The sequence below is a fragment of the Streptomyces sp. NPDC048338 genome, assembly GCF_043201055.1.
GTDB lineage: Bacteria > Actinomycetota > Actinomycetes > Streptomycetales > Streptomycetaceae > Streptomyces.
The window spans coordinates 54,908-79,915 of the sequence record NZ_JBICYQ010000004.1; the positions used below are offsets into that span (position 1 = coordinate 54,908).

General features: G+C 73.2%; 21 protein-coding genes and 1 pseudogene. 15 read left to right on the forward strand and 7 right to left on the reverse strand.

The features are described 5' to 3' along the window. Position 1 precedes the first annotated feature (1 nt). Genes ACGFZF_RS10705 through ACGFZF_RS10715 form a run of 3 tightly spaced genes read right to left on the reverse strand, consistent with a single transcriptional unit; the run spans position 2 to position 5,851 of the window. On the reverse strand, positions 2-4,774 hold the full coding sequence (locus ACGFZF_RS10705) for a putative T7SS-secreted protein (RefSeq protein WP_393553067.1): 4,773 nt from the start codon (positions 4,772-4,774) through the stop codon (positions 2-4). A gap of 2 nt (positions 4,775-4,776) precedes the next feature. Further along, a complete protein-coding gene (locus tag ACGFZF_RS10710; RefSeq protein ID WP_393553069.1) occupies positions 4,777-5,430 on the reverse strand; it encodes a hypothetical protein in 654 nt (217 codons plus the stop codon). Further along, positions 5,420-5,851 (reverse strand): hypothetical protein, encoded by a 432-nt coding sequence (locus ACGFZF_RS10715; protein WP_393553070.1) that lies wholly within the window; start codon positions 5,849-5,851, stop codon positions 5,420-5,422. Before ACGFZF_RS10715 ends, ACGFZF_RS10710 begins: the two co-directional genes overlap by 11 nt. A gap of 147 nt (positions 5,852-5,998) precedes the next feature. Between ACGFZF_RS10715 and ACGFZF_RS10720 the strand changes: the two genes are divergently transcribed. From ACGFZF_RS10720 to ACGFZF_RS10740, 5 genes and pseudogenes are all read left to right on the forward strand, one after another. Next, positions 5,999-7,261, forward strand: a complete 1,263-nt coding sequence (locus ACGFZF_RS10720) for an alpha/beta fold hydrolase (RefSeq protein ID WP_393553072.1) — start codon at positions 5,999-6,001, stop codon at positions 7,259-7,261. Between the two features lie 131 nt (positions 7,262-7,392). Beyond that, positions 7,393-8,010 carry an MBL fold metallo-hydrolase gene (locus ACGFZF_RS10725; RefSeq protein WP_393553718.1) on the forward strand — a complete coding sequence of 206 codons (618 nt, stop codon included), beginning with the start codon at positions 7,393-7,395 and terminating at the stop codon, positions 8,008-8,010. 45 nt (positions 8,011-8,055) lie between these two features. Then, the gene (locus tag ACGFZF_RS10730) at positions 8,056-8,835 is read left to right on the forward strand and encodes an exodeoxyribonuclease III (protein WP_393553074.1); all 780 of its coding nucleotides are present in this window, start codon (positions 8,056-8,058) and stop codon (positions 8,833-8,835) included. 109 nt (positions 8,836-8,944) lie between these two features. Next, entirely contained in the window at positions 8,945-9,388 is a 444-nt protein-coding gene (locus ACGFZF_RS10735) for a DUF6278 family protein (RefSeq protein WP_393553076.1), read from the forward strand. Between the two features lie 120 nt (positions 9,389-9,508). After that, positions 9,509-9,882 (forward strand): annotated as a pseudogene (locus ACGFZF_RS10740) (amino acid ABC transporter permease); the annotation flags it as partial. A gap of 52 nt (positions 9,883-9,934) precedes the next feature. On the opposite strand, the gene ACGFZF_RS10745 reads toward ACGFZF_RS10740, so the two are convergent. Further along, a complete protein-coding gene (locus ACGFZF_RS10745) occupies positions 9,935-11,497 on the reverse strand; it encodes an alpha/beta fold hydrolase (protein ID WP_393553078.1) in 1,563 nt (520 codons plus the stop codon). 285 nt (positions 11,498-11,782) lie between these two features. Here ACGFZF_RS10745 and ACGFZF_RS10750 point away from each other — a divergent pair, with 285 nt between their 5' ends. Then, positions 11,783-12,460, forward strand: coding sequence for a formylglycine-generating enzyme family protein (locus ACGFZF_RS10750; protein WP_393553080.1), 678 nt, complete (start codon positions 11,783-11,785; stop codon positions 12,458-12,460). A 127-nt stretch (positions 12,461-12,587) separates the two neighbouring features. Next, positions 12,588-13,862 (forward strand): cytochrome P450, encoded by a 1,275-nt coding sequence (locus ACGFZF_RS10755; protein WP_393553082.1) that lies wholly within the window; start codon positions 12,588-12,590, stop codon positions 13,860-13,862. Here the strand turns inward: ACGFZF_RS10755 and ACGFZF_RS10760 are convergent. Continuing rightward, complete coding sequence (locus ACGFZF_RS10760) at positions 13,795-14,547, reverse strand: hypothetical protein (protein ID WP_361313955.1); 753 nt, start codon at positions 14,545-14,547, stop codon at positions 13,795-13,797. The two genes, ACGFZF_RS10755 and ACGFZF_RS10760, sit on opposite strands and share 68 nt — an antisense overlap. A gap of 103 nt (positions 14,548-14,650) precedes the next feature. On the opposite strand from ACGFZF_RS10760, the gene ggt reads away from it, so the two are divergent. After that, positions 14,651-16,453, forward strand: a complete 1,803-nt coding sequence (gene ggt, locus ACGFZF_RS10765) for a gamma-glutamyltransferase (protein ID WP_393553084.1) — start codon at positions 14,651-14,653, stop codon at positions 16,451-16,453. A gap of 165 nt (positions 16,454-16,618) precedes the next feature. Here the strand turns inward: ggt and map are convergent, their stop codons facing one another. After that, positions 16,619-17,386: a type I methionyl aminopeptidase gene (map, locus tag ACGFZF_RS10770; protein WP_393553086.1), complete on the reverse strand. Its 768-nt coding sequence runs from the start codon at positions 17,384-17,386 to the stop codon at positions 16,619-16,621. 32 nt (positions 17,387-17,418) lie between these two features. Here map and ACGFZF_RS10775 point away from each other — a divergent pair, with 32 nt between their 5' ends. From ACGFZF_RS10775 to ACGFZF_RS10805, 7 genes are all read left to right on the forward strand, one after another. Then, the gene (locus tag ACGFZF_RS10775; RefSeq protein WP_147981748.1) at positions 17,419-17,670 is read left to right on the forward strand and encodes a helix-turn-helix domain-containing protein; all 252 of its coding nucleotides are present in this window, start codon (positions 17,419-17,421) and stop codon (positions 17,668-17,670) included. 100 nt (positions 17,671-17,770) lie between these two features. Continuing rightward, positions 17,771-18,151: a PPOX class F420-dependent oxidoreductase gene (locus tag ACGFZF_RS10780; RefSeq protein WP_393553088.1), complete on the forward strand. Its 381-nt coding sequence runs from the start codon at positions 17,771-17,773 to the stop codon at positions 18,149-18,151. Between the two features lie 216 nt (positions 18,152-18,367). Next, positions 18,368-19,645: a UL36 very large tegument protein gene (locus tag ACGFZF_RS10785; protein WP_393553090.1), complete on the forward strand. Its 1,278-nt coding sequence runs from the start codon at positions 18,368-18,370 to the stop codon at positions 19,643-19,645. Between the two features lie 188 nt (positions 19,646-19,833). Further along, the gene (locus ACGFZF_RS10790) at positions 19,834-20,676 is read left to right on the forward strand and encodes a nitrilase-related carbon-nitrogen hydrolase (RefSeq protein WP_393553092.1); all 843 of its coding nucleotides are present in this window, start codon (positions 19,834-19,836) and stop codon (positions 20,674-20,676) included. After that, positions 20,673-21,953: an aspartate aminotransferase family protein gene (locus tag ACGFZF_RS10795; protein WP_393553094.1), complete on the forward strand. Its 1,281-nt coding sequence runs from the start codon at positions 20,673-20,675 to the stop codon at positions 21,951-21,953. The genes ACGFZF_RS10790 and ACGFZF_RS10795 overlap by 4 nt, the downstream gene beginning before the upstream one ends. Before the next feature lie 45 nt (positions 21,954-21,998). After that, positions 21,999-23,402, forward strand: coding sequence for a dihydropyrimidinase (hydA, locus tag ACGFZF_RS10800; RefSeq protein WP_393553096.1), 1,404 nt, complete (start codon positions 21,999-22,001; stop codon positions 23,400-23,402). Between the two features lie 31 nt (positions 23,403-23,433). Then, complete coding sequence (locus ACGFZF_RS10805; protein WP_393553098.1) at positions 23,434-24,435, forward strand: TIGR03842 family LLM class F420-dependent oxidoreductase; 1,002 nt, start codon at positions 23,434-23,436, stop codon at positions 24,433-24,435. Here ACGFZF_RS10805 and ACGFZF_RS10810 read toward each other — a convergent pair. Continuing rightward, positions 24,413-24,997 carry a MarR family winged helix-turn-helix transcriptional regulator gene (locus ACGFZF_RS10810; protein ID WP_393553100.1) on the reverse strand — a complete coding sequence of 195 codons (585 nt, stop codon included), beginning with the start codon at positions 24,995-24,997 and terminating at the stop codon, positions 24,413-24,415. The two genes, ACGFZF_RS10805 and ACGFZF_RS10810, sit on opposite strands and share 23 nt — an antisense overlap. Positions 24,998-25,008: the final 11 nt, after the last annotated feature.

Here is a 25,008-nt window from a genome sequence, read left to right on the forward strand (position 1 = left end):
CTCACTTGATCTGCACTGCGGGAGCCATGTTGCCGTTCTTGGCGGGAATCCTGCCCTCCACCACGTCCAGGTGGGTAATCGGCCCACCGGGGTCGGTGGGCAGTCCGCCCAGGGCCGTCACCCCGGAGTCGCCCTTGAGGCCCGAGGGGCCGTAGGCGGTGATGACGTTGCCTCCGCCGGCTCCGCCTCCCTTCGCCACGACGATGTCGTCGCCCTGCCGGAAGATCAGGTTCCCGCTGCCGGCCGTCGAGTGGTAGACCGCGTCCGGCTTCTTGAGGATCTCCAGGACCCGCTCGTCGGAGAAGCCGTGCGAGGTGTCCGCGTGGTAGTTGCCGGCCTTCCGGATCCGGTCGCCCTGGGCCCTCTCGATCACCTCGTCCGCGGTGTCGATCGCCTCCTGCCGGGCCCGTGCGGCCTTCTCCTCCTTCGTGTACTTGGGCATGAGGCCCAGCGGGTCGCACCCGGAGTACGGGTTGTCCACGTAGGCGACGGGGTTCGGGGCCGGCGCGAGACCGAGGGGATCCGGGGAGGCGTACCGGCCGCTCTCCGGGTCGTAGTGCCGGAAGTGGTTGTAGTGGAGGCCGGTCTCGGGGTCGGCGTACTGGCCGGGGAAGCGCAGGGGCGTGTACGCGCTGCTCCCGCGGGCCCAGGCGGTGGAGCCCCACACGGTGGCCCGGGAACGCCACGCGATCTCGCCTGACTCGTCGATCAGCTCGGTGGGGGTGCCGACCAGGTCGGTGGCGATGGCGAAGAAGCGGCGGTCCACCTCCGCCTGGCCGTCGCCGGCCGTGAGGACGCGCTCGGTCTGGGCGAGGGGCACGTGGCCGCGGTGGTCCCAGGTGAGGGCGACCGAGTGGGGCCGGTCCGGCTCGTGGCCGGTCTGTTCGCACAGGGTCAGGCCGTCCCAGGTGAACCGGACCTCCTCGACCACGCTCTCCCCGTCGGGCGCCAGGCGCTGTTTGGCGGTGCGGCGCCCGAGGGGGTCGTAGCGGTACCTCCAGCGGGTGCCGTCGGGGGTGGTCACGGCGGTGAGGCGGTTCTCCGTGTCCCAGGTGTAGCGCCAGGTGTCGGGCTTGCGGGACAGCCGGGTCTTCTGCCGCAGGGTCACCCGGCCGAGCGCGTCGTGCTCGAAGCGGACGCCGCCGGCGCGGGTCAGCCTGGTGCCGGTGTAGGTGCGCGGCCCGGTGGCCTCGCCGCCGGAGTGGCCGGAGGGCCAGGAGGCGGAGGTCTGGTTGCCGGCGGCGTCGTAGGCGTACCGCTCCGTCCAGTCCCCGGCGCGGACGGCCGTGATCCGCCCCGCCGGGTCGAGGTCGAAGGTCCGGGTGCCCGACAGCCGGTCCGCGACGGAGACCAGGTGGCCGTCGGCGCGGTAGGCGTAGGAGCGGCTGTTGACGGCCCGCGCGCCGGCGGTGACGTGCTGCGCGGAGAGCCGTCCGGCCTCGTCCCAGGCGGACGTCACGGTGAGGGTGTCGTCGAAGACGCGGGCCAGCTCGCGGCCGGCGGCGTCGTGGGCGAAGCCGACCTGCCGGCCGCCGGTGGTGACCTGGTCGAGCCGTCCGGCGGCGCCGTAGGCGTAGGAGGTGACGTGACCGGTGGGGGTGGTGCGGCGGGTGCGGCGGCCGAGGACGTCGTAGGCGTAGACGACGGGACGTCCGTCCACCAGTTCCGTCTTCGTGTGGCCGCGCTGGTCGTACTGGTACCGCAGGTCGCCGTCCGGGCCGGCCGCCTCCAGCAGGCGCCCGGCCCGGTCGTAGGCGTACGTCGTCACCCGGCCGTCGACGTCCTTGCCGACCACCTGGCCGAGGGCGTCGCGCGCGAAGGCCAGGGTGCCGCCGAGCGCGTCGACGCGGGCGGCGAGCCGGCCCGCCGCGTCCACCCGGTAGCTCAGGACGCGTCCGTCGAAGTCGCTCTCGGAGACGACGTTGCCGGCCGCGTCGTACGTGTAGTCCCAGGTCAGACCCTGCGGGTCGGTGACGCGGGTCAGACGCAGGGAGGCGTCGTGCTCGAACTCGTAACGCGCGCCGTCGGGCCGGGTCCGGGCCACCGGCAGGTCGAAGTGGGTGTACTCGACACGGGAGATGCCGCCGGCCGCGTCGGTGTGGGTGAGGACGTTGCCCTCGCCGTCGTGGGTCCACGTCTCCGTGGCGCCGTCCGGTCCCGTCCGGCGGGCGAGGTGCCCGTCGGCGCTCCACTCCAGGAGGGTGAGCCCGCCCACCGGATCGGTGACGCGGACCGGGCGGCCCAGGGCGTCGCGTTCCGTGCGGGTGGTGCCGCCGGCCGGGTCGGTCACCTCGACGGGCAGCCCGGCCGCGTCGCACACCACCCGCGTCGTCGCGCCGAGGGCGTCGGTGAGGGAGGTGAGCCGACCGCCGTGGTCATAGGTGTAGCGGGTGGTGGTGCCCGCTTCGTCGGTGACCGCCGTGCGGTTGCCCCGTTCGTCGTACGTGTGGAGCACCCGTGTCCCGTCCGCGCCGACGACCTCCACCGGAAGGCCGAACAGGCCCCGCACGGTGCGCAGTTCGCTGCCGTCGGGGCGGACGGCGGAGGTGAGCCGGCCCTCGTCGTCGTACGCGAAGGACGTGGTGTGGCCGAGCGGGTCGGTGCGGGTCAGGGCGTTGCCGCGCGGGTCGTAGGTGAAGGACGTGGTGTGGCCGAGCGGGTCGGTGACGGCCAGGAGCCGGCAGCCGGGGCCGAAGAGATGACGCGTCGCGTGCCCGTCGGCGGTGGTGAGCGTCGTGGTGTGAAGGCCCGTCTCGGGATCCGGATCGCTGTACGCCAGGCTGATGTGGACGTGCCCGGCCTCGCCGCCCTCCGCCACGACGCGGTCGCGGTCGTCGTAGACGTAGTCGTAGCGGCTCGCGTTGGAGTCGATCCAGGCGATGACACGGCGGCGGTCGTCATAGACGAAGGTGGTGGTGGCGCCCGACGGCCTGGTGACCGTCGTGAGGTCGCCGTCCTGGTAGCCGTAGCGCAGCAGCGGCAGGTCCGCGCCGCCCTCGCCGGCGCCGGCCAGGGACAGGCCGGTGACCAGACCGTCGGCGTGGGACAGCGTCACCTGGTGGCCGGCCGAGTGGGCCAGCGCCAGGGGCAGGCCGTCCTCGGCCCGGTCGACGGTGACGACATGACCGTTGCGCTCGGTCACGGTGGACAGCCAGGCCGTGCCGTCACCCCCCGGCTCGCTCCCGGACGGGGCGCCGAAGCGGAAGCTCAGGCCGCCGTCGGGGGCGGTGACCGTGTAGTCGCCGCCCGCGTCCCGGGAGAGGAGCGTGCCGGACCGGCCCGACCAGGGCCGGGTGGGCACGCCCGGTACCGGGTGCGGGTACGTGACCAGGAGCCCGTCGGCGGTGACGTGGACGACGCCGATCGCGTCGATCTCCAGCCGTTCGTCGACGGTCGACGACCAGGCGGGCCCGAGGAAGCGGCCGGTCGCGCTGCCGGACTCGGTACGGCGGCTGAAGACCAGCGGCAGGATGCCGGGGATCTCCAGGTCCGTCTGCGGCAGGTACATCCGGCCGGAGGCGAGGTCCACCGGGTCGCCGCCGGCGGTGCGATCGCCGTCGGGGGTGTGGTGCGTCCCGTCCGGGCTGTCGTCGACCAGCCGGCGCAGCCGGGCCGCGTCCGCGGCCTCCTCGGCGATGCGCACGCCCTTGACCGCGGCACCGCCACCGCCGGTCGCGGCGGTCAGCGCGAGGTCGGGGATCAGCCGGCCGAATCCCTCGGCCGGGTCCTTCATGAAGTCCTTGATCATCTGGCCGCCGGTGCCGACGGGGTCGTTGACGGCGACCACGAGTCCCGCGGCCAGGCTGTTGAGGGACGTCGCGTACTCGGCGGGGTGCGTGATGTTGTACGGGTCCGTCGGGTTGACGCTGCGGACGAAGTTGAGCAGCCCCGCCGTGCCCTTGATGATGCCGCCGCCGACGTGGTCGCCCATGATCTGCAGTTCCTTGAGGCCGTCGCCCGCCTGCTCGGCGTACGACGGCTTCGCCGGCGCCATGTCGCGGGCGGCACGGATCGCCGTGCGCGCGGTCTCCGCCGCCGAGTTCCGCTGCTTGCGGGCCTCGGCGAGGATGTCCTGGGCCTCCTTCATCAGCGCCTTGCCGGGATCCTCGAACGTCGCGCCGGGCTTGGGAGGCAGCGAGGCCGGGTCGCGCTTGTCGGCGGGCTGGGCGTTGTAGCGGTCCACGGCCCCGTTGTAGTCGTCGACCTTCTTGCGGTGGGCGTCGGCGGCGTTCTCGGAGGCCTTGACGCCCTCCTTCCACTTGTCGATCGCCGTCTGCGCCTGCCCCTGCGCCCAGGTGACGGTGTCGGCGAACGCCTCCAGGGCGCCGAGCGCCTTGGAGCTGGCGTCCGCGGCCTTGTACCACTTGGGCGGCTGGGTGCCCACCGCGGTGCGCAGCGCGTCGGCCGTCTCGCCCTTGAGCTGCCCGGAGTCCAGGCCCTTGAGACCGTCGCCGGTGTCGTCGAAGGCCGACTGGAAGGCGGTGAGCTTCGCCGCGACGGCGTTGATCCTGCTCGCGCTGCCGTAGATCAGCTTGGTCTTGTCCTCGGTCTGCCCGAGGTCCATCTCGTCGACCTCGGCGCCCAGGCGGTTGGCGACCGAGCGGGACTGCTCGCGGACCCAGTCCGCGCCGGACTCCCAGCCGACGTCCTCCAGCCGGTCGGCGGTCCAGTTCCCCGCGTCCTCGACCCGGTTGCCCACCCACTCGGCACCGTCCTCGACCGCGTCCTCGACCACGTCCGGTGTGATGTCACTGATGAAGTCGCCGATGCCCATGGTCAGTTCCCCCCGGAGTCACCCTGCTGTTCCTGCTTCGCGCGTTCCTCCGGCGACGGGCCGAAGGTGTCGTCCAGCGCCTGGTTCCAGCGGTCGTCCGATATCCCGAGCGCCTCGTTGAGGATCTGCGACTGCCGGCCGCCCTGGCCCTCGGTGAGCACGGTGCGACCGGTGTCCTTCCAGGTCTGCTCCATGTCCTGACCGGCCTTCTCGAACGACTCGGGGCTCCAGTCCGGGTCCAGGTAGTCCGGCGTGAAGATGTCCCCCCAGCCCTGCTTGGCGATCTCCTCCTCGCTGGCGTGCGGGTTCCCGCCGAACAGCGAGTTGGCGCCCACCTTGAGGGTGCTCGCGAGGTACTGGTCGTGCTCCCACGTGGTGCCCGCCGCCAGGCCGAGGCGGTTCGCGATCTCGCTCGCGTCGCGCACGAGCGCGCGCACCCCCCACTCCCAGCGTTCGCAGAAGTCCTCGAAGTCGACCGAGAGACCGTGGTGTCCGGCCTCCATCCCGGTCATCGCCAGCGACGAGAAGCCCTTGCCCAGCAGCGAGCCGGTCGCGCCGCCGAGATCGCCGAGCTCGTCGATGGTCGCGCCCACGCCCTGCGTGAACCTGACCACGGACGCCTGGTCGAGTTGCAGGTCCTTCTCGTCACCGCTCATGTCCGTGTCCCCCTCCTGCCGCGCCCGCCGCGCCGGCGTCGACGGCGGCCGCGTCCGGAACGATCCCGACGACCGGCGGGAAGAACATCGACCCGTCCTCGGTGGCGATGTCCACGGCGAGCCCGGCGGGCTCGCCCAGCGCGGGCACGATCTCGTCGACGATCCGCGCGCCCAGCAGCGCCGCGTAGTCCATGGGCCGGTCGCCCGGCCCGTGGTGCAGGGCGAACCGCGCCAGCGCGGCCTCGTCGGTGAACCCGCAGATCCACCGCACCCCGCCCGAACGCACCGACCACAACCCCCCGTCGGCCACCGGTACCAGGAGCACCGACCGTCGCATCTCGCCGACCAGGGCGCGAGGGTCGTCGCCCCCTCTCCTCCGCTCGGCGATGCGCTCGGCGAGCGCCGCCCTCGGCTGCTGCACGGTTCCTCCCCGTCGTAGGCGACTGATGGCACCGTAGGGCAGGACGCACCCGGGGGAGTGGGCGGTTCTCGTGAAGGTTCGCGAGGCGCCGTGCGCGGCTCCCACCCGGGCACGGGGGAGACCGCGCGATATGAGACGGTGCAGGGCGTGAGCCAGACATCACCGAACACCCTGCAATACCGCACCGACGGACCCGAAGACGCCCCGGTCCTGGTCCTGGGGCCCTCGCTGGGCACCACGTGGCACATGTGGGACCGGCAGATCCCCGAGCTGACCCGTCAGTGGCGCGTCGTCCGCTTCGACCTGCCGGGACACGGCGGCGCCCCCGCCCACCCCTTCGCCTCCGTCGCCGAGCTCGGCGACCGGCTGCTCACCACGCTCGACGACCTGGGCGTCCAGCGCTTCGGCTACGCCGGCTGCTCGTTCGGCGGCGCCGTCGGTCTCGACCTCGCGCTCCGCGCCCCCCACCGGGTCGCCTCCCTGGCCCTGGTCGCCACCTCGCCCCGGTTCGGCAGCCCGGACGAGTTCCGGCAGCGCGGCGTGGTCGTCCGCGCCAACGGCCTCGAACCGATGGCCCGCACCGCGCCCGAGCAGTGGTTCACCCCCGGCTTCGCCGCCGCCCAGCCCGCGATCGTCGAATGGGCCGTCCAGATGGTGCGGACGACCGACCCCGGGTGCTACATCTCCGCGTGCGAGGCGCTCGCCGTCTTCGACGTCCGCGAGGCCCTCGGACGCATCGGGATCCCCGCGCTGGTGCTCGTCGGCTCCGAGGACCAGGTCACCGGCCCCGCCGAGGCCCGCACCCTGGTCGCCGGGATAGCGGACGCCCGGCTCGCCGTCGTCCCCGGCGCCTCGCACCTCGCCCCCGTCGAGCAGCCGGCCGCCGTCACCGACCTGCTCGCCGGCCACTTCGCCGGCACCGCGCACGACACCCAGAGCACGCCGGCCGCCCCGCCCATGCCTCCCGTCTCCGCCCCGGTCGTGCCCCGCGCCGAGATCGCCCCGGCCGAGATCCCGTCCGGGACGGCGGACGACTCGCGCCCCGACCCGTACGAGCGCGGCCTCAAGCTGCGCCGCGAGATCCTGGGCGACGCCCATGTGGACCAGGCCCTGGGGGACGGCTTCGACGAGGACTTCCAGTCGCTGGTCACCCGCTACGCCTGGGGCGAGATCTGGAGCCGGGAGGCGCTGGACCGCCGGACCCGCAGCGCGGTGACCCTCACCGCCCTGATCGCGGGCGGCCACCTCGACGCCCTGGCCGACCACACCAGGGCCGCCCTGCGCAACGGACTGACCCCCGCCGAACTCAGGGAGATCGTGCTGCAGACCGCCGTGTACTGCGGGCTGCCCGCCGCCGACAGCGCGCTGCGCGTGGTGCGCCGGGTGATCCTGGAGGACACCACGCCGTAGGGGGTGTCCCGTCGATCAGGCCTGATCGACGGGACGTCCCGCGGGCGTACGCTGGCCAGGGGGCCGTCCACGGACGGCCCCCGTGGTCCGTCCGCGTCGTCGTGAGGTCGAGTCCCGTGAAGCTGACCAAGATGTCCCACGCCTGCGTCCGTCTGGAGAAGGACGGGCGGACGCTCGTCATCGACCCCGGCGGCTTCAGCGAGCAGGACGCGGCCCTCGGCGCCGACGTGCTGCTCGTGACCCACGAGCACCCCGACCACTTCGACGAGGCGCGGTTGCGGGCCGCCCTGGAGGCCGACCCGGCCGCGGAGATCTGGACGCTCCGGAGCGTCGCCGAGCAGCTCGCGGCCGCCTTCCCGGGCCGGGTGCACACGGTCGGCCACGGCGACACCTTCAGCGCGGCCGGCTTCGACGTGCAGGTGCACGGCGAGCTCCACGCGGTCATCCACCCGGACATCCCCCGGATCACGAACGTCGGCTACCTCGTGGACGACGGCGTCTTCCACCCCGGCGACGCGCTGACCGTCCCCGGCCGGCCGGTGGACACGCTGCTCCTGCCGGTGATGGCTCCGTGGAACAAGATCTCCGAGGTGATCGACTACGTCCGCGAGGTCCGGCCGCGCCGGGCCATCGACGTGCACGACGCCCTGCTCACGGACCTCGCCCGGCCGATCTACGACCGGCAGATCGGCGGGCTCGGCGGCACCGACCACGGCCGGCTGAGCCCGGGCGACTCCACCGAGCTGTGACGTCCGTACCGGCGACTGTCGGACCCCGCCGATAGGCTTCCGTCCATGCGTATCGCCACCTGGAACGTCAACTCCATCACCGCCCGGCTGCCGCGGCTCCTGGCCTGGCTGGAAAGCAGCGGCACCGACGTGCTGTGCATCCAGGAGACCAAGTGCACCGCCGAGCAGTTCCCCACCGACGAGCTGCGCGAGCTGGGGTACGAGTCCGTGGTCAACGCCACCGGCCGGTGGAACGGCGTCGCGCTGGTCTCCCGGGTGGGCCTCGCCGACGTGGTCGCGGGCCTGCCCGGCGGCCCGGTGTACGACGGCCTGGAGGAGCCCCGCGCGATCTCCGCGACCTGCGGCCCGGTCCGCGTCTGGTCGGTCTACGTGCCCAACGGCCGCGAGGTCTCCCACGAGCACTACGCGTACAAGCTGCTGTGGCTGGAGGCGCTCAAGGCCGCCGTGGCCGACGACGCGGCGGGGGAGCGGCCCTTCGCCGTCCTCGGCGACTACAACATCGCCCCGGCCGACGAGGACGTCTGGGACCTCGCCGCCTTCGAGGGCCTCACCCACGTCACCGAGCCCGAGCGGGCCGCGCTCGCCGGACTGCGCGAGACCGGGCTCTCGGACGTGGTCCCGCGCCCCCTCAAGTACGACCACCCGTTCACGTACTGGGACTACCGCCAGCTCGCCTTCCCGAAGAACCGCGGCATGCGCATCGACCTGGTGTACGGCAACAAGCCGTTCGCCGACGCGGTCACGGACAGCTACGTCGACCGTGAGGAGCGCAAGGGCAAGGGCGCGTCCGACCACGCGCCGGTCGTCGTCGACCTGGACGTCTGAGGGCTGTCCCGGAGCCGTCCCGCCCGGAGGGTCCGCGGGGGTCGTCCCGCCCGGACGATCTCCGCGCGCCTGGTGGTGCGGTGGCCCGGGAAAATGCGACGCTGGTCCGATGAACATCCCATTCCTGGACAACTGGCGCAAGAGGCGCGTGATCGAATCGTCCGCGCCGCCGCTGGTCTCGGCCTTCGACCGGGACCCCGAAGGGGTGGCGGATCTGCTCGCCGAGTGCGAGCTGCTGCGTACGGTCGTCCAGGACTCGGGGATCGAGCTGGACGACACGCCGTACTCCCTGGAGCGGATCGACCAGATCCCGCCGCGCTGGCGCGACGATCCCGAGGAGCTTCCCTGGCTGGGCAACGACGCGGGCCTCTATCTGGGCACGGTCATCGTGCGGACCGTGCCCGGTGCGACCTGGCAGGTGTGGCCGGGCGGCCAGCCAGTGGTCCGGCTGGCCTCCGGCCGGGAGATCAACGTCGTGGAGGCCGGGCTCGACTGGGCGGTCACCGGCTCGCCGGAGCTCTCCCAGGTGTACGCGGAGGCCGCCGAGTTCTGAGCGCCGCCTCCACCCCTTTGCAGTAAATACGGCTTATGCCCGTCTTATGCGTGTCAGTCGATAAGTCCCTTTTCGTGGTGAATAGTTTGCGCTGACCGCGACATCGCCGAGAAGGGGGCAGGGCAGCGTATGGCCGTCGTCGATCCGTTGATCGAGCTGCGTGGCGTCGAGAGGTCGACCCGTGTCGTGGTCCCACAGGGCGTACGCGCCGTGCCGCCGGCCGTCATCGGCAGGCCGCTCGTCGCCCTGAAGGACACCTCGCTCGGGTTCCTCGCCACCGACGAGGAGTTCCTGCCCGCGGGCAGGCTCATCGCGTCGGATCTCGACTACGATCTGCCCTTCATCCCCGTGGTGCGGTGATCTCGCCGATCCACATCGGGACGTGCGTGCTGCCCTCCTGGGTGGCCAGGAGGGGGCGGCGCAGTCCGAGGAAACGGGCCGGGGGCGTCGCCCCGGCCGAACCAGGGGCGCTGCCCCCGCCGCTCGGCCGTTAGCCGACGCGGGGCAGCTCGCAAGGAGCCATACCCGTCCGGCGGCGGCCGGTGATCACTTCGCCCGCAGCGGGACCGACACGTACGACGGGTCGCCCGCGGGGGAGGAGAAGGTCAGCCGTGCGCCGGTCGGGTTGTGCTCGATGTAGAGGGGGTCGACGGTGTCCACGACCACGGCGAGACGGTGGCCGGCCGGCACGTCGTAGGCCGTGGAGAAGAGCTCCAGGTCGACGGTGAACGGCTTGCCGGGCGCCTGCCCGTGGAACGTGTACGGGGCATTGCTGACCAACTTGCCGAGGCCGAGCGGGCCCACGTCGTAGAGGTAGGCGACGAGGGTGCCGCTCTCCTTGGTCGAGGTGACCGTGGTGTGGAGCTTCGCGGTGCCCCGCACCCGCTGGGCGGTGTCGTACCGCTCCGACTGCCAGACACCGGCGAAGGCGCGGGGCAGCAGCGGGATGGAGGCCATCGGCGGGGCCTGGACGAGCTGGTCCAGGATGTTGGACAGGAAGACGAGGCCGCCGTTGGCGCCCGAGTCGACGTTGGCCCAGATCCGCTGGGTGCCGCCGAGGGCGATCTTCCGTTCGTCGGCGCCCACGGACTTCCAGTCGGGGTAGCTCTCGTAGCCGCCGTCGGAGCGGGGCTTGAGCCGGACGGGCTGCTCGCGGTCGATGCCGTTGTCGACGCCCTTGAGGTAGTGGTCGAACCATCGATGGGCGCTGGTCCAGGTGTCGTTGGGCAGCCCGAGCAGACCGGTGGCCTCGGCGGTGGCGTGGTCGCCGGGGCGGAACTCCAGCCGCTTGGGGCCCTTCAGCTTCTCGTAGAAGGACGCGTACTGGTTCGGCGGGAAGATCGTGTCGCCCCAGGCGTTGCCGAGCATGATCGCGGGGCCGTTGGCGTTGATCCGGTCGAGCTGGGTGGCGGCGGAGCGGGTGCGCCCCCAGGCGATCATCTCGTCCTCCTTGTCCAGGTCGGACGAGAGGAAGTCGCCGAGCACCTGGCGGAGTTCGGGGCCGGGGCGGCCGGTGAGATAGCCCGCGCCGCCGAGCACCGCGGCGGCCTGGAGGTGCTGGGTGCGTCCGCTGTAGATGGACTCGATGAGGTCGGCCCAGCCGCTGAGGGCCGCGACGGCCTTGATCCGGCTGTCGTGCGCCGAGGCGAGCAGGCTGATGCCGGCGCCGTACGAGACTCCCGCCATGCCGACCTTGTCCGGGTCGGCGGGGGTGTGCGCGAGGGCCCAGTCGATGACCAGGGAGGCGTCGGCCACGTCCTTCGGGCCGGCCGTCTCGATCTCGCCGCCGGACTGCCAGAAGCCGCGGGAGTTGTAACTGACCACGACGTAACCGGAGTCGGCGAGCTTCTGGGCCTGCGCGAGGTACTCGATCTGGGGCACGGCCCAGCTTGTGGGGAGCACGATCACCGGGAAACGGGAAGCGCCGTCGGCGCCGGCCGGGGTGACGACGTTGGCCTTGAGGACGGTGCCTCCGTCGCCGGCGATGTCGACGAAGCGGACGGTGGTGCCGGTGGCGGCGGTCTCGGACGCGTGGGCGGCGGGGGCGAGTCCGAGGGTCGTTCCGGCCACGAGGGCGGCCGAGACGGCGAAGACCGGAGCTGTGCGCACGGGTCACTCCTCACTGGGGGGGGTCACTGATGGGGGGCAGTGAAGTGACCCGACGGTAACCGCGCGGCCTTACCTGCGGTAACTGGTCGGTAAGTTACGTGCGGGTAACGATTGTTCGCAGGTCGGGCGGGACGAGGGGGCGCCCACGCGCGCCGATACCCCGGCCCGGGCGCTCCGCCTGCCCCCGTACGCCCTCGGGGGTGTATACGGCCGGATCCGCGGACGCCCGGCCGTTCCAGGGGTGTTCGGCCCTGTCGTCGGTGTCCCGCCTGCGATCCTGTGATCATGGAAGCGCACACGGCGAACACGATGGTCGCCCTCCCGCCGGGACGGGTGACCCTGTCGGACCAACGGACCCGGCGGCGCTGGCAGGTCGAGATCACGCCCTGCGCGCTCGCGACGGTCCCGGTCACCCAGGCGCTGTACGCCGAGGTCACCGGCGGACTGCGGCCGAGCGCCACCCCCGGGGACCGACTCCCCGTCGAGGGCGTCTCCTGGTGGGACGCCGTCCGGTTCTGCGACGCCCTGTCCCTAAGGGACGGACTCGCCCCGGCGTACCGGATCCAGGGGGACGACGAGGACGTCGAGTGGGACGCCGCCGCCGACGGATACCGGCTGCCCACCGAGGCGGAGTGGGAGTACGCCTGCCGCGCCGGCACGACCGGTCCGCACTACGGCCCCCTCGACGACATCGCCTGGTACCGCGGCAACTCGGGCGAGCGCCCGCACGACGTCGGCGGCAGACTGCCCAACGCCTGGGGCCTGCACGACATGCTGGGCAACGTCTGGAACTGGTGCTGGGACGTCTACGACGCCGAGGTCTACGGCGGCTACCGGGTGCTGCGCGGCGGCGGCTGGTTCGACGAGCACTGGAGCTGCCGCGCCTCCGCCCGGCGCCGCAGCCACCCGAGCTACCGGGTCGACGACGTCGGCTTCCGCCTCGCCCGCTCCCTCCCCGCCTGACACCCGGGCGCGGAGGCCGGTCCCGGCGTCCCGCGGGTCCGCCCGCCCGCGGGATCCGGGGGGCGCCCGCGACCGGACGCCCCCCGGCATCTGGAAATCCCCCGGCCGGCGCCCCAGGCTGGGAGCCGTGCAGAACACCGGCGAGGTACCCGACGTCTTCGACCCCCGGATCTACGCCCGCGGCCTGCCGCACGAGGCGTTCCGACTGCTGCGCGACCGCCACCCCGTCGCCTGGCAGCGGGAGTACGAGGTCCTCGGCTGGCCCCCGGGCACCGGCTTCTGGGCCGTGACCCGGCACGCCGACGTCGTGCGCGTGCTGAAGGACTCCGTCGGCTACTCCTCCCGCCTCGGCGCCACCCAGATCCGGGACCCCGATCCCGCCGACCTGCCCTTCATCCGGCGGATGATGCTCAACCAGGACCCGCCGGAGCACGGCCGGCTGCGCCGCCTCGTCAGCCGGGCGTTCACGCCGGGCCGGATCGAGCGCTTCGCCGGGACGGCGCGGCTGCGGGCGCGGCAGCTGCTGCGGACCGCGCTGGAGTCCGGGGACGAGATCGACCTCGTGCACGCGGTCACCGACGACTACGCGCTGCTCAACCTGACCGACCTCCTCGGCGTGCCCGCCGCCGACCGGGGACTTCTGCTGACCTGGACCGAGCGGGTCATCGCCTACCAGGACCCCGACGAACCGCCCGTGCTCGACGCGGACGGCCGACCGGTGAACCCGCGGTCCCCGGCGGCGCTCGCGGAGATGTTCGCCTACGCCCAGGACCTCGCCGCGTACCGGAGGCGCCGGCCCGCGGACGACATCATGTCCACGCTCGCGGCCTCCGGGCTCCGGGACGGCGAGCTGGAGATGTTCTTCTTCCTGCTCACCGTCGCCGGCAACGACACCGTCCGCAGCGCCGCCCCCGGCGGGCTGCTCGCGCTCGCCCGGGACCCCCGGGAACGCGCGCGGCTGTGGTCCGGCGAGGTCGGCACGGACACGGCCGTGGACGAACTCCTGCGCGTCCACCCGCCGGTGCTCTCCTTCCGCCGCACGGCCGTCCGGGACACCGAGCTGGCGGGCCGGCCCATCGCCGCCGGCGACAAGGTCGTGGTCTTCCACGCGTCCGCCAACCACGACGAGCGGGTCTTCCCCGACCCGCTCCGGCTCGACCTCGGGCGGACGCCCAACCCGCACGTCTCCTTCGGCGACGGCCCCCACGTCTGCCTGGGGGCCCACTTCGCCCGGCTCCAGCTGCGGATCCTGCACGAGGAGGTGCGGGACGCGCTCACCGGCCTCGACCTCGCGGGGCCGCCCCGGCGGCTCGTCTCCAACTTCGTCAACGGCGTCAAGTCGTTGCCGGTTCGGGTTCGGGTTCGGGCTCGGGGGCGGGAGCCGTCCGCGCCGCCCGTGTGACATCGGCGACGAGCTCCACCACATCGGGCCCGTACGCCTGGGAGTTGACCACCTTGAGGAGCAGCACGAAGGGGCCGGAGCCGTACTTGCGCGCCAGCTTCTCGTGGTGCCGGGAGAGGTACCGGGTGGCGGCCTGGTTGGTGATGGCGCGCTGGCCGCAGAAGAGGAACACCGGCCGGCCGCCCTCGCCACCGGTGAGCCGGGCGAGCACGACGTACTCCGTCAGCCCCTTCTCCGGGCGGTAGGACTCCCCGCCGACGACGAGCGCGGCCCGGTCGGGATGGTCCGGATCGGTGTCGACGTTCATGGTCAGGCCCGGCAGGAGCGAGCGGAGATGGGCCGCCATCCGCCGGTTGGAGTACGGGCCGCCGAGGCAGAACTCGGTGCGGTCGCCGAACCCCTGCCGGGCGAGATCGTGCTGGACGATCTCGGCGTTCGCCCCGCAGTCCTTGATGAGCGCGGCCAGTTCGAGCAGCGCGAACACGTCGAAGCGGTGCACGGCCCCGTCGCTGCCCGCCTCCCGGTTCACCACGAGCAGGCACGCGGCGCCGCCCGGCAGTCCGAAGAAGGCCTGCTTGCGACGGAGCTTGCGGCGCCAGAGATAGGTGCGGGTGAGCCAGCCGAGCGTGGCACTGACGCCCGTGGCGAGCACGCCCAGCACGACGTTGCGCAGGTCTTCGTTCATGGGCGCGCATGCTAGCGGGCGGGCGGTCTGTTGTTCGAGGCGGTCCTGACGGGGGCCCCGGGGGAAGTTACGCTGCGGGGACGGCTGTTGACTGGAGGTAGGGATGCGTCGTTCCGCCACACGGACCGTGCCGATTCTGGCCGTCGCCGCGACGGTGCTCTCGGTGGGGGCCGCGGCTCCACCGACACCCGCGACGGCGACGCCGGTCAAGGAGCCCGTCGCCGTCGGATACGGCGGGGCCGTCGCGAGCGTCGACGCCGACGCCTCGGCCGCCGGCGTCGAGGTCCTGCGCAAGGGCGGCAACGCGGTCGACGCCGCCGTGGCGGTGGCCGCGGCCCTCGGCGTCACGGAGCCCTACTCGGCGGGCATCGGCGGAGGCGGCTTCCTCGTCTACTACGACGCGAAGAGCCGTACGGTCCACACGGTCGACGGCCGGGAGACGGCGCCACGTTCGGCGGACGCGAACCTCTTCGTGGAGAACGGCAGACCGATCCCCTTCGAGGAGGGGATGACCAGCGGCCGGGGCGTCGGCACGCCGGGCACCCCGGCGACCTGGAAGACCGCCCTGGACGCCTGGGGCAGCAAACCGCTGCGCGGGCTTCTCGAACCGGCGAGCCGGCTGGCCCGCGACGGTTTCACCGTCGACGCCACCTTCCGCGCCCAGACGGCGTCCAACGAGGCCCGCTTCCGGGACTTCCCGGCCTCCTCGGCCCTCTTCCTGCCCGGCGGACGGCTCCCGGAGGTCGGATCGGTCTTCAAGAACCCCGACCTGGCGCGGACGTACGACAAGCTGGGCCGCGAGGGCGTCGGGGCCCTCTACCGCGGGCCGCTGGCCCGGGACATCGTCGACACCGTCCGCACGCCCCCGGTGCGGGACGGCGCCACCCGCAACGTCCGCTCCGGCGACCTGACGGAGCGTGACCTGGCCGGGTACGCGACGGAGCGGCGCAGGCCCACGAAGGTCTCCTACCGGGGCCTCGACGTCTACGGCATGGCCCCCTCCTCCTCCGGCGGGACGAGCGTCGGCGAGGCGCTCAACATCCTGGAGGGCGGCGACCTGTCCGGCGTCTCGCCCGCCCGGTACCTCCACCGGTTCATCGAGGCGAGCCGGATCGCCTTCGCCGACCGCGGCCGCTGGGTCGGCGACCCGGCCTTCGAGGACGTGCCGGTCAGGGAGCTGCTCTCCCAGCGCTACGCGGACTCCCGGGCCTGCCTGATCCGCGACGACGCGGCCCTGACCAGTCCGCTCCCGCCGGGCGACCCGCGTCACCCCGCCGCCTGCGCGAGCGCGGGCGCGGCGGCGCCGACCACGTACGAGGGCGAGAACACCACGCACCTCACGGTGGCCGACCGGTGGGGCAACGTCGTCGCCTACACGCTGACGATCGAGTCGACGGGCGGCAGCGGGATCACCGTCCCGGGACGCGGCTTCCTGCTCAACAACGAGCTGACCGACTTCTCCTTCGCGCCGGCCGACCCGGCCGTCCACGACCCCAACCTGCCCGGTCCGGGGAAGCGGCCCCGCTCCTCGATCTCCCCGACGATCGTCCTCGACCGGCACGACCGTCCGGTGCTCGCGCTCGGTTCCCCCGGCGGCGCGACGATCATCACCACCGTGCTGCAGACGCTGACCGGTGTCGTGGACCGCGGGCTGCCGCTCGCCGACGCGATCGCCGCGCCGCGTGCCAGCCAGCGCAACCAGGCGACGACGGAGCTGGAACCGGCTCTGTGGAACAGCCCGTTGCGGGCGGAGCTCGAGGCCATCGGGCACGGCTTCCGGCAGAACCCGGAGATCGGCGCGGCGACCGGTGTGCAGCGCCTGCCCGACGGGCGCTGGGTGGCGGCGGCGGAACCCGTCCGCCGGGGCGGCGGCTCGGCGATGGTGGTGCGGCCCGCCGCCCGGTAGGGGCGCCTCGCCGGCCTGCCCGGCTCCGGGGTCGGGAGGCCGGTCGGTGCGTACCGCCCGGCGCGGGCGCCGACGGGCCCGGCGCGCCGCCCCGTGAGGGGCGCCGTGTCGGCCCGCGCTCGTGCCCGTCGTACCGGGCGGCGACCCGGTGGCGCCCGCCCCGGCCTACAAGGCCGTCAGGATGCGCGGCCCGTCCGTGGTGATGGCCACCGTGTGCTCGGCGTGGGCCGCCCGGGAGCCGTCGAGCGTGCGCACGGTCCAGCCGTCGGCGGCCGTGTAGTGCTCGTCGGCGCCGCCGGCCAGCAGCATCGGCTCGATCGCGAGCACCATGCCGTGCCGCAGCGGCATGCCGCGGCCGGGGCGGCCCTCGTTGGGGACGCCGGGGTCCTCGTGCATGGTGCGGCCGATGCCGTGGCCGCCGAAGCCGTCCGGGATGCCGTAGCCGGCGCGGCGGCAGACGCGGCCGACGGCGTGCGCGATGTCGCCGATGCGGTTGCCGACCACGGCCGCCGCGATGCCCGCCTCCAGCGCCTCGTACGCGGTCTCGACCAGCCGGGTGTCCTCGGGCCGTGCGCGGCCGACCGTGAAGCTGACGGCCGAGTCCCCGACCCAGCCGCGGAGGACGGCCCCGCAGTCGACGGAGACGAGGTCGCCGTCGGCGAGGCGCTCGTCCCCCGGGATGCCGTGCACGATCGCGTCGTTGACGGACGTGCAGACGACCGCCGGAAAGGGCACCGGAGCCCAGTCCGGGTGGTAGTCGAGGAAGGGGGAGCCGGCGCCCGCCGCGGTCAGCACCTCGCGCGCGGCCCGGTCCAGTTCCCGGAGGGTCACGCCGGGCGCGGCCTTCTCCCGTGCGGCCGCCAGGGCCTCGGCGACGACCCGCCCCGCTTCCCGCATGGCCTGCAGGGATTCGTCTGTCTTGATCTCAACCATGCCAATTACTATACCGGTATTAGAATGGCGCCATGGTTCGTACACCCCTGACCCCCGAGGAGCGCGAGCGCGGCGAGCGCCTCGGCCTCCTGCTGCGCGAGGCCCGCGGCGGCCGGTCCATGGTCGAGATCGCCGCCGCCGCCGGACTCTCCGCCGAGACCCTGCGCAAGATCGAGACCGGCCGGGCGCCGACCCCCGCCTTCTTCACCGTCGCGGCCCTGGCCCGCGTCCTCGGCCTGTCCCTGGACGAGGTCGTCGTCCGGTGCGCGCTGGTGCCGGTCTGACCGGGCGCGGGAGGGTGCCGGGAAGCGAGGGTGATCGGGCCCGGAGCGCGGAGCGGGGGCGCGGACCCGCGGGTCCGCGCGGCGCCGTAGTCTCGGCCGCATGATGCCCGAGGAGCTGCGGCGTGGCCGCTACGTCAGCCTGACCACCTTCCGCAAGAACGGCACGGGGGTGGCGACACCCGTCTGGTACGCGGTGGAGGGCGAGGTCCTGTACGCCTGGACCCGCAGCGACTCCTGGAAGGTCAAGCGGCTGCGCAACGACCCCCGGATCGTCGCGCAGGTCTGCGACCTGCGCGGGAACGTGACCGAGGGTGCGGCGCGCGTCGAGGGCACGGCGCGGCTCCTAGAGGGCGATGAGCTGCGCCGGGTGCGGAAACTGCTGGCGCGGAAGTACACCTGGCAGTTCTGGCTGGTGGACTGGCCCGCGATGGTCGCCCGTCTCGGCAAGCGGCCCCACACGGGCATCGCGGTCACCTTCTGACCCGCGAGGCCGGTCCCGGTCCTGAAGGCCAGGCGCCCCCTCGGTGCCCACCCCGGCGCCTCCCTCCTTCCCTTCCCTCGTCCGCCTGCCGCCTCCTCCGAACGCCGAGGGACGGGCTCCGCCTGAAAACAGTCCGTAGCCGATCCGTAACACGACTGGGGTCGAATACCCGTGGACCGGAAGGTCCCAGTCGAGTGCGCGGGTGGTGCGGACGGTATGACGGTGTATCAACTCCCACCGGAGGTAGGTGCGTTCGCGCACCATCTCCGGGACCTGGCGGCGCGGCTGGTGCCGGACGAAGGCTGGTACGGCGTCTTCCTGCACCGCGACCCGGAAGGGCTCCGTGCCTGCTTCGACGGGACAGAGATCCTGCCCTGGGACGTCGTCGAGTCGCTGCTCCAGGACGCGGGTGACGACGGCACCGGACCCGGGGCGGCGCGGGCCAGGGCCCTGCACGGCGCGGCGGCTGCGGCCCACGACCGGCGCCCCGGCGGAGCCGACGCGCTCCGCGAGCGGCTGGCGGTGATGGAGCGGGAGCGGTGGTACGCCGAGAGCCGCACGCGTGAACTCGCCGAGCGGCTGCGGGCGGCCCCGGCCGCCGCGGACGCGCCCCGGCTGGACAACGAACTGGCCTGGTCCCGTGACGACCACACCCGCGCCACGGCACGCATCGCGGAACTGACCGCACGCCTCGCCGCCCTCGCGCCGCCGCGTGCGGACGGCGCGACCGCTTCCGGTGCCGACACGGAGGAGGGCCGGGCGCCGACCCGGAGCCGGGCGGTGCCCAAGCGGCGTCCGCGGGGCGCCCGGTACGCCTGGCTGGACGAGACGCAGGACGTGCAGGAGGCCGTCGCGGTGCCCGTGCTGCCGGTGAGCGGCACGGCGCCCCGCGGGGCCCGCTTCGGCGGCGGCGAGGCGGTCGCGGACGAACCCCGCCCCGCGGTCCCGGCCGAGGTCGCCGCGGAGGCGGCGCGCGCGGCCGCGAACGCCGTCTACGCGCTCCGGCGGCTGCGCGCCCAGGGCCGCAGCGGCGAGGCCCACGCGCTGCTGTGCGAGGCCCTCGCCGGGCCGCCCGGCTGGCTCCCCGCGGTCGCCGCGGAACTGCACCGCGTCGGGCTCGGAGCCGACTGGGCCACCCTGCTCTGGGAGGCCGCCTCGCTGCCGCCCGGCCGGCTCGCCGCCGTCGCCGGCGCGCTGGCCGACGCCGGCCGGGAACAGGACTGCGACCAGCTGCTCCGCCAGGGCATCGCCCGCCCCGTCGAGGAGCTCGCCGGTGCCTGCGCCGCCCTGCACGCCGAGGGCCACCACCGCGAGGCGCACGCGCTGCTCACCGCGTTCGTCCGGGCCCGCACCCCCGAGGACGCAGCCCGGCTCGCCGCCGCCGGTCCGCACGGCCTCGTCCCGGAACTCCTCGCCGCGGCGCGCGCGGTCTCCCCGGCGCGGGAACGGGACCTCCTGCACGCCCTCCGGGTCGCCGGACTCGCCGGAGTCTGACGTACCGGAAGAGATCCGGACGTGTCGGTGAGTGTCCGACGTGGACCACTCGGGTATGAAACATGATCGACTCCGGCGGTTCACGGCGGCGGTCTTGCTCCGGGGTGTGACGGGGCTTACGTTCTACCTCCTACGCACCGCGTCTACGGGCGTAGAGGCTCTCTGACGCCGCGCCGAAGGAGCAGCTCATGACCGACGTCGTACGCGCCGCACTCGTCCAGGCGACCTGGACCGGCGACACCGAATCCATGATCGCCAAGCATGAGGAGCACGCCCGCGAGGCGGCCCGGCAGGGTGCCAAGGTCATCGGGTTCCAGGAGGTCTTCAACGCCCCCTACTTCTGCCAGGTGCAGGAACCGGAGCACTACCGCTGGGCCGAGCCCGTCCCGGACGGGCCGACCGTCCGCCGGATGAGCGACCTCGCCCGCGAGACCGGCATGGTGATCGTCGTCCCGGTGTTCGAGATCGAGGACTCTGGCTTCTACTACAACACCGCCGCCGTGATCGACGCGGACGGCAGCTACCTCGGCAAGTACCGCAAGCACCACATCCCGCAGGTCAAGGGCTTCTGGGAGAAGTACTACTTCCGGCCGGGGAACGCTGGATGGCCGGTGTTCGACACCGCCGTCGGCAAGGTCGGCGTCTACATCTGCTACGACCGCCACTTCCCGGAGGGCTGGCGCCAACTCGGACTCAACGGAGCCCAGTTGGTCTACAACCCGTCCGCGACCTCGCGCGGCCTCTCCAGCTACCTCTGGCAGCTGGAACAGCCCGCGGCCGCCGTCGCCAACGAGTACTTCGTCGCCGCCATCAACCGCGTCGGCCAGGAGGAGTACGGCGACAACGACTTCTACGGCACCAGCTACTTCGTCGACCCGCGCGGCCGGTTCGTCGGCGAGGTCGCCTCCGACAAGGCCGAGGAGCTGATCGTCCGCGACCTCGACTTCGGCGTCATCGACGAGGTCAGGCAGCAGTGGGCGTTCTACCGGGACCGCCGCCCCGACGCCTACGACGGGCTGGTGCAGCCGTGAGCAGCCTCCACGACCGCCACCGCGCCGTCATCCCCGACTGGGTCGCCCTCTACTACCGCGACCCGCTGGAGATCACCCACGGCGAGGGCCGCCACGTCTGGGACGCCGAGGGCCGCCGGTACCTCGACTTCTTCGGCGGCATCCTCACCACCATGACCGCCCACGCGCTGCCCGAGGTCACCAAGGCGATCAGCGAGCAGGCCGGGCGCATCATCCACTCCTCCACGCTCTACCTCAACCGCCCGATGGTGGAGCTCGCCGAACGGATCGCCACGCTCTCCGGCATCCCCGACGCCCGCGTCTTCTTCACCACCTCCGGCACCGAGGCCAACGACACGGCCCTGCTGCTCGCCACCGCGTACCGGCGGTCCTCCCAGATCCTGGCGATGCGCAACAGCTACCACGGCCGTTCGTTCTCCACCGTCTCCATCACCGGGAACCGGTCCTGGTCGCCCACCGGCCTCTCCCCGCTCCAGACCCTGTACGTGCACGGCGGCGTCCGCACCCGGGGCCCCTACGCCCGGTACAGCGACGCCGAGTTCATCGAGGCCTGCGTGGCCGACCTGGAGGACCTGCTCGGCCACACCCGCGACGTCGCCGCGCTGATCGCGGAACCCGTCCAGGGAGTCGGCGGCTTCACCTCCCCGCCCGACGGCCTCTACGCGGCCTTCCGCCGGGTCCTCGACCGGCACGGCATCCTCTGGATCACCGACGAGGTGCAGACCGGATGGGGCCGCACCGGCGACCACTTCTGGGGCTGGCAGGCGCACGCCGAGGCCGGGCCGCCGGACATCCTCACCTTCGCCAAGGGAATCGGCAACGGCATGTCCGTGGGCGGCGTCGTCGCCCGTGCCGAGGTGATGAACTGCCTGGACGCCAACTCCATCTCGACCTTCGGCGGCTCGCCCGTCACCATGGCCGCCGGCCTCGCCAACCTGGGCCACCTGCTGGAACACGACCTGCAGGGCAACGCGCGCCGCGTCGGCGGACTGCTGCTCGAACGGCTGCGCGGTGCCACGGCCGGCATCGAGGCCGTGCGGGAGGTCCGCGGCCGGGGCCTCATGATCGGCATCGAGCTCACCCGCCCCGGCACCGACGAGGCCGACCCGGCGGCGGCGTCCGCCGTCCTGGAGGCGGCCCGCGAGGGCGGTCTCCTCATCGGCAAGGGCGGCGGCCACAACACCAGCTCCCTGCGCATCGCCCCGCCGCTGTCGCTCACCGTCGCCGAGGCCGAGGAAGGCGCCTCGATCCTCGAACAGGCCCTCCGCTCGCTGTAAGGACCCGACCCCAACCCCAGCCCGGCCCATGTCAGGGGGAGACCCGTGAGTACCCGTACCCTCATCCGCGGCGGTCTGGTCGTCACCGCCGCGGACGAGCTGCACGCCGACGTCCTGATCGAGGACGGCCGCATCGCCGCCCTGGCCGCCCACGGCTCGGACGCCGCCGCCGGCTGGACCGCGGCGCGGACCATCGACGCCACCGACCGCTACGTCATCCCGGGCGGTGTCGACGCGCACACCCACATGGAGCTGCCGTTCGGCGGCACCTCGGCCTCCGACACCTTCGAGACCGGGACCCGGGCCGCGGCCTGGGGCGGCACCACCACCATCGTCGACTTCGCCGTGCAGACCGTCGGACACACCCTGCGCGAGGGGCTCGACACCTGGTACGCGAAGGCCGACGGCCGGTGCGCCGTCGACTACGCCTTCCACATGATCCTCTCCGACGTGAACGAGCACACGCTCAAGGAGATGGACAAGCTCGTGGAGGAGGGCATCACCTCCTTCAAGCTCTTCATGGCCTATCCCGGCGTCTTCTACAGCGACGACGGCCAGATCCTGCGCGCCATGCAGCGCTCCGCCTCCAACGGCGGGCTGATCATGATGCACGCCGAGAACGGCATCGCGATCGACGTCCTCGTCGAGCAGGCCCTCGCCCGCGGCGAGACCGATCCGCGCTACCACGGCGAGGTGCGCAAGGTCCTCCTGGAGGCCGAGGCCACCCACCGGGCCATCCAGCTGGCCCGGGTCGCGGGCGCGCCGCTGTACGTCGTCCACGTGTCCGCCGACGAAGCGGTCCGGGAACTGGCCGCCGCCCGCGACAAGGGGCTGAACGTCTTCGGCGAGACCTGCCCGCAGTACCTCTTCCTGTCCACCGACAACCTCGCCGAGCCCGGCTTCGAGGGCGCCAAGTACGTCTGCTCCACGCCGCTGCGCCCGCGCGAGCACCAGGAGGCCCTCTGGCGGGGGCTCCGGACCAACGACCTCCAGGTCGTCTCCACCGACCACTGCCCCTTCTGCTTCGCCGGCCAGAAGGAACTGGGCCGCGGCGACTTCTCCAAGATCCCCAACGGCCTCCCGGGCGTGGAGAACCGGATGGACCTGCTGCACCAGGCCGTCGTCGACGGGCACATCACCCGCCGCCGCTGGATCGAGATCGCCTGCGCGACCCCGGCCCGCATGTTCGGCCTCTACCCGCAGAAGGGCACGATCGCGCCCGGCGCCGACGCCGATGTCGTCATCTACGACCCGCACGTCCGCCAGACCGTGTCGGCGACCACCCACCACATGAACGTCGACTACTCCGCCTACGAGGGCCGGACCCTCACCGGGCAGGTCGAGACGGTCCTCTCCCGCGGCGAACTCGTCATCGACAAGCGCGAGTTCACCGGCCGCGCCGGGCACGGCAGCTTCACCCCCCGAGCCACCTGTCAGTACCTGAACTGAGCCGCACCGAACCGAACCAGGAGGTCCCGACGTGGACTTCGGACTCGTCCTGCAGACCGACCCGCCCGCCTCGGGGGTCGTCGGCCTGATGCGCCGTGCGGAGCGCAACGGCTTCCGCTACGGCTGGACCTTCGACTCCGCCGTGCTCTGGCAGGAACCCTTCGTCATCTACAGCAGGATCCTGGAGCACACCACCAAACTGCATGTCGGCCCGATGGTCACCAATCCCGGGACCCGCACCTGGGAGGTCACCGCCTCGACCTTCGCCACGCTCAACGACATGTACGGCAACCGGACCGTGTGCGGCATCGGCCGCGGCGACTCCGCGATGCGCGTCGCCGGCCGCAAGCCGAACACCCTGGCCCGGCTCGGCGAGGCCATCGACGTCATCCGCGACCTCGCCGAGGGGCGGGAGGCCAGCGTCGACGGCAACCCCCTCCGCATCCCGTGGGTGAAGAACGGCCGGCTTCCGGTGTGGATGGCGGCCTACGGGCCCAAGGCCCTCGCGCTCGCCGGGCAGAAGGCCGACGGCTTCATCCTCCAGCTCGCCGACCCCTTCCTCACCGAGTGGATGGTCAAGGCCGTGCGCCAGGCCGCCACCGACGCCGGCCGGGACCCCGACGCCCTCACCGTCTGCGTGGCCGCGCCCGCGTACGTCGGGGACGACCTGGCGCACGCCCGCGACCAGTGCCGCTGGTTCGGCGGGATGGTCGGCAACCACGTCGCCGACCTGGTGGGCAGGTACGGGGAGCACTCCGGCATGGTCCCCGAGGAGCTCACGGCGTACATCAAGGACCGGCACGGCTACGACTACAGCCACCACGGCCGGGCCGGGAACCCCTCCACCGACTTCGTCCCCGACGAGATCGTCGAGCGCTTCTGCCTGCTCGGACCGGTCGAGGCGCACATCGAGAAGCTGCGCCGGCTGCGGGACATGGGTGTGGACCAGTTCGCCGTGTACGCCATGCACGACGCGAAGGAGTCCACCATCGACGCCTACGGCGAGGAGATCATCCCGGCGCTCGCCGGCTGACCGACCGGCCCGCCTCCTCGACGGGGTCGCTCCATCCCGGTGCGTCGGGGCCGGGGCCGCCCCCGTCGGCGCGCGGCTCCCGCCCCGCCCGGTTGAAGGCGTCCAGCGCCTCCACCAGCGCCGCGCGGCGGGCCGGCGGGAGCCGCCGCAGGACCGTGCCGATGACGGCGCGGCGGCGGGCGGTCACCTCCCGGACGACCCGGCGGCCCGACACCGTCAGGGTCAGCTCGGTCTCGCGGCGGTTGACCGGGTTGTGGCGACGGCCCACCAGACGGGCCGCCACGAGCCGGTCGACCATGCGCAGCGCCGTCGACGGCTGGACGTCGAGGTGCTCCGCGAGGTCGACCAGCTTCGCGGGGCCGAGCGCGGACAGCACCACCAGCATCCGGAACTGCGGCAGGGTGAGGCGGTGTTCGACCGTGCACAGGGAGCGGGCGGCGATGGCGACGAGGAGGCGCGAGGCGGCGAGGACCGCGTCCGTCACGGTGTCGACGTCCGCCTCGTCGGGTGCGGCCTCGTCGGGTACCAGTTCCTCCGGGGCGGGTTCCTCCGGCTCGTCCACGGCGGCGGCCG

Bases quoted from the DNA above. Each gene is read 5' to 3' on its own strand.
- ACGFZF_RS10775 (WP_147981748.1), top strand. From the start codon at position 17,419: ATGGTTCGTACACCCCTGACCCCCGAGGAGCGCGAGCGCGGCGAGCGC.
- ACGFZF_RS10710 (WP_393553069.1), bottom strand. From the start codon at position 5,430: ATGAGCGGTGACGAGAAGGACCTGCAACTCGACCAGGCGTCCGTGGTC.
- ACGFZF_RS10760 (WP_361313955.1), bottom strand. From the start codon at position 14,547: ATGAACGAAGACCTGCGCAACGTCGTGCTGGGCGTGCTCGCCACGGGC.
- map (WP_393553086.1), bottom strand. From the start codon at position 17,386: ATGGTTGAGATCAAGACAGACGAATCCCTGCAGGCCATGCGGGAAGCG.
- ACGFZF_RS10705 (WP_393553067.1), bottom strand. From the start codon at position 4,774: ATGGGCATCGGCGACTTCATCAGTGACATCACACCGGACGTGGTCGAG.
- ACGFZF_RS10750 (WP_393553080.1), top strand. From the start codon at position 11,783: ATGGAAGCGCACACGGCGAACACGATGGTCGCCCTCCCGCCGGGACGG.
- ACGFZF_RS10790 (WP_393553092.1), top strand. From the start codon at position 19,834: ATGACCGACGTCGTACGCGCCGCACTCGTCCAGGCGACCTGGACCGGC.
- ACGFZF_RS10780 (WP_393553088.1), top strand. From the start codon at position 17,771: ATGATGCCCGAGGAGCTGCGGCGTGGCCGCTACGTCAGCCTGACCACC.
- ACGFZF_RS10730 (WP_393553074.1), top strand. From the start codon at position 8,056: ATGCGTATCGCCACCTGGAACGTCAACTCCATCACCGCCCGGCTGCCG.
- ggt (WP_393553084.1), top strand. From the start codon at position 14,651: ATGCGTCGTTCCGCCACACGGACCGTGCCGATTCTGGCCGTCGCCGCG.
- ACGFZF_RS10725 (WP_393553718.1), top strand. From the start codon at position 7,393: ATGTCCCACGCCTGCGTCCGTCTGGAGAAGGACGGGCGGACGCTCGTC.
- ACGFZF_RS10785 (WP_393553090.1), top strand. From the start codon at position 18,368: ATGACGGTGTATCAACTCCCACCGGAGGTAGGTGCGTTCGCGCACCAT.
- ACGFZF_RS10735 (WP_393553076.1), top strand. From the start codon at position 8,945: ATGAACATCCCATTCCTGGACAACTGGCGCAAGAGGCGCGTGATCGAA.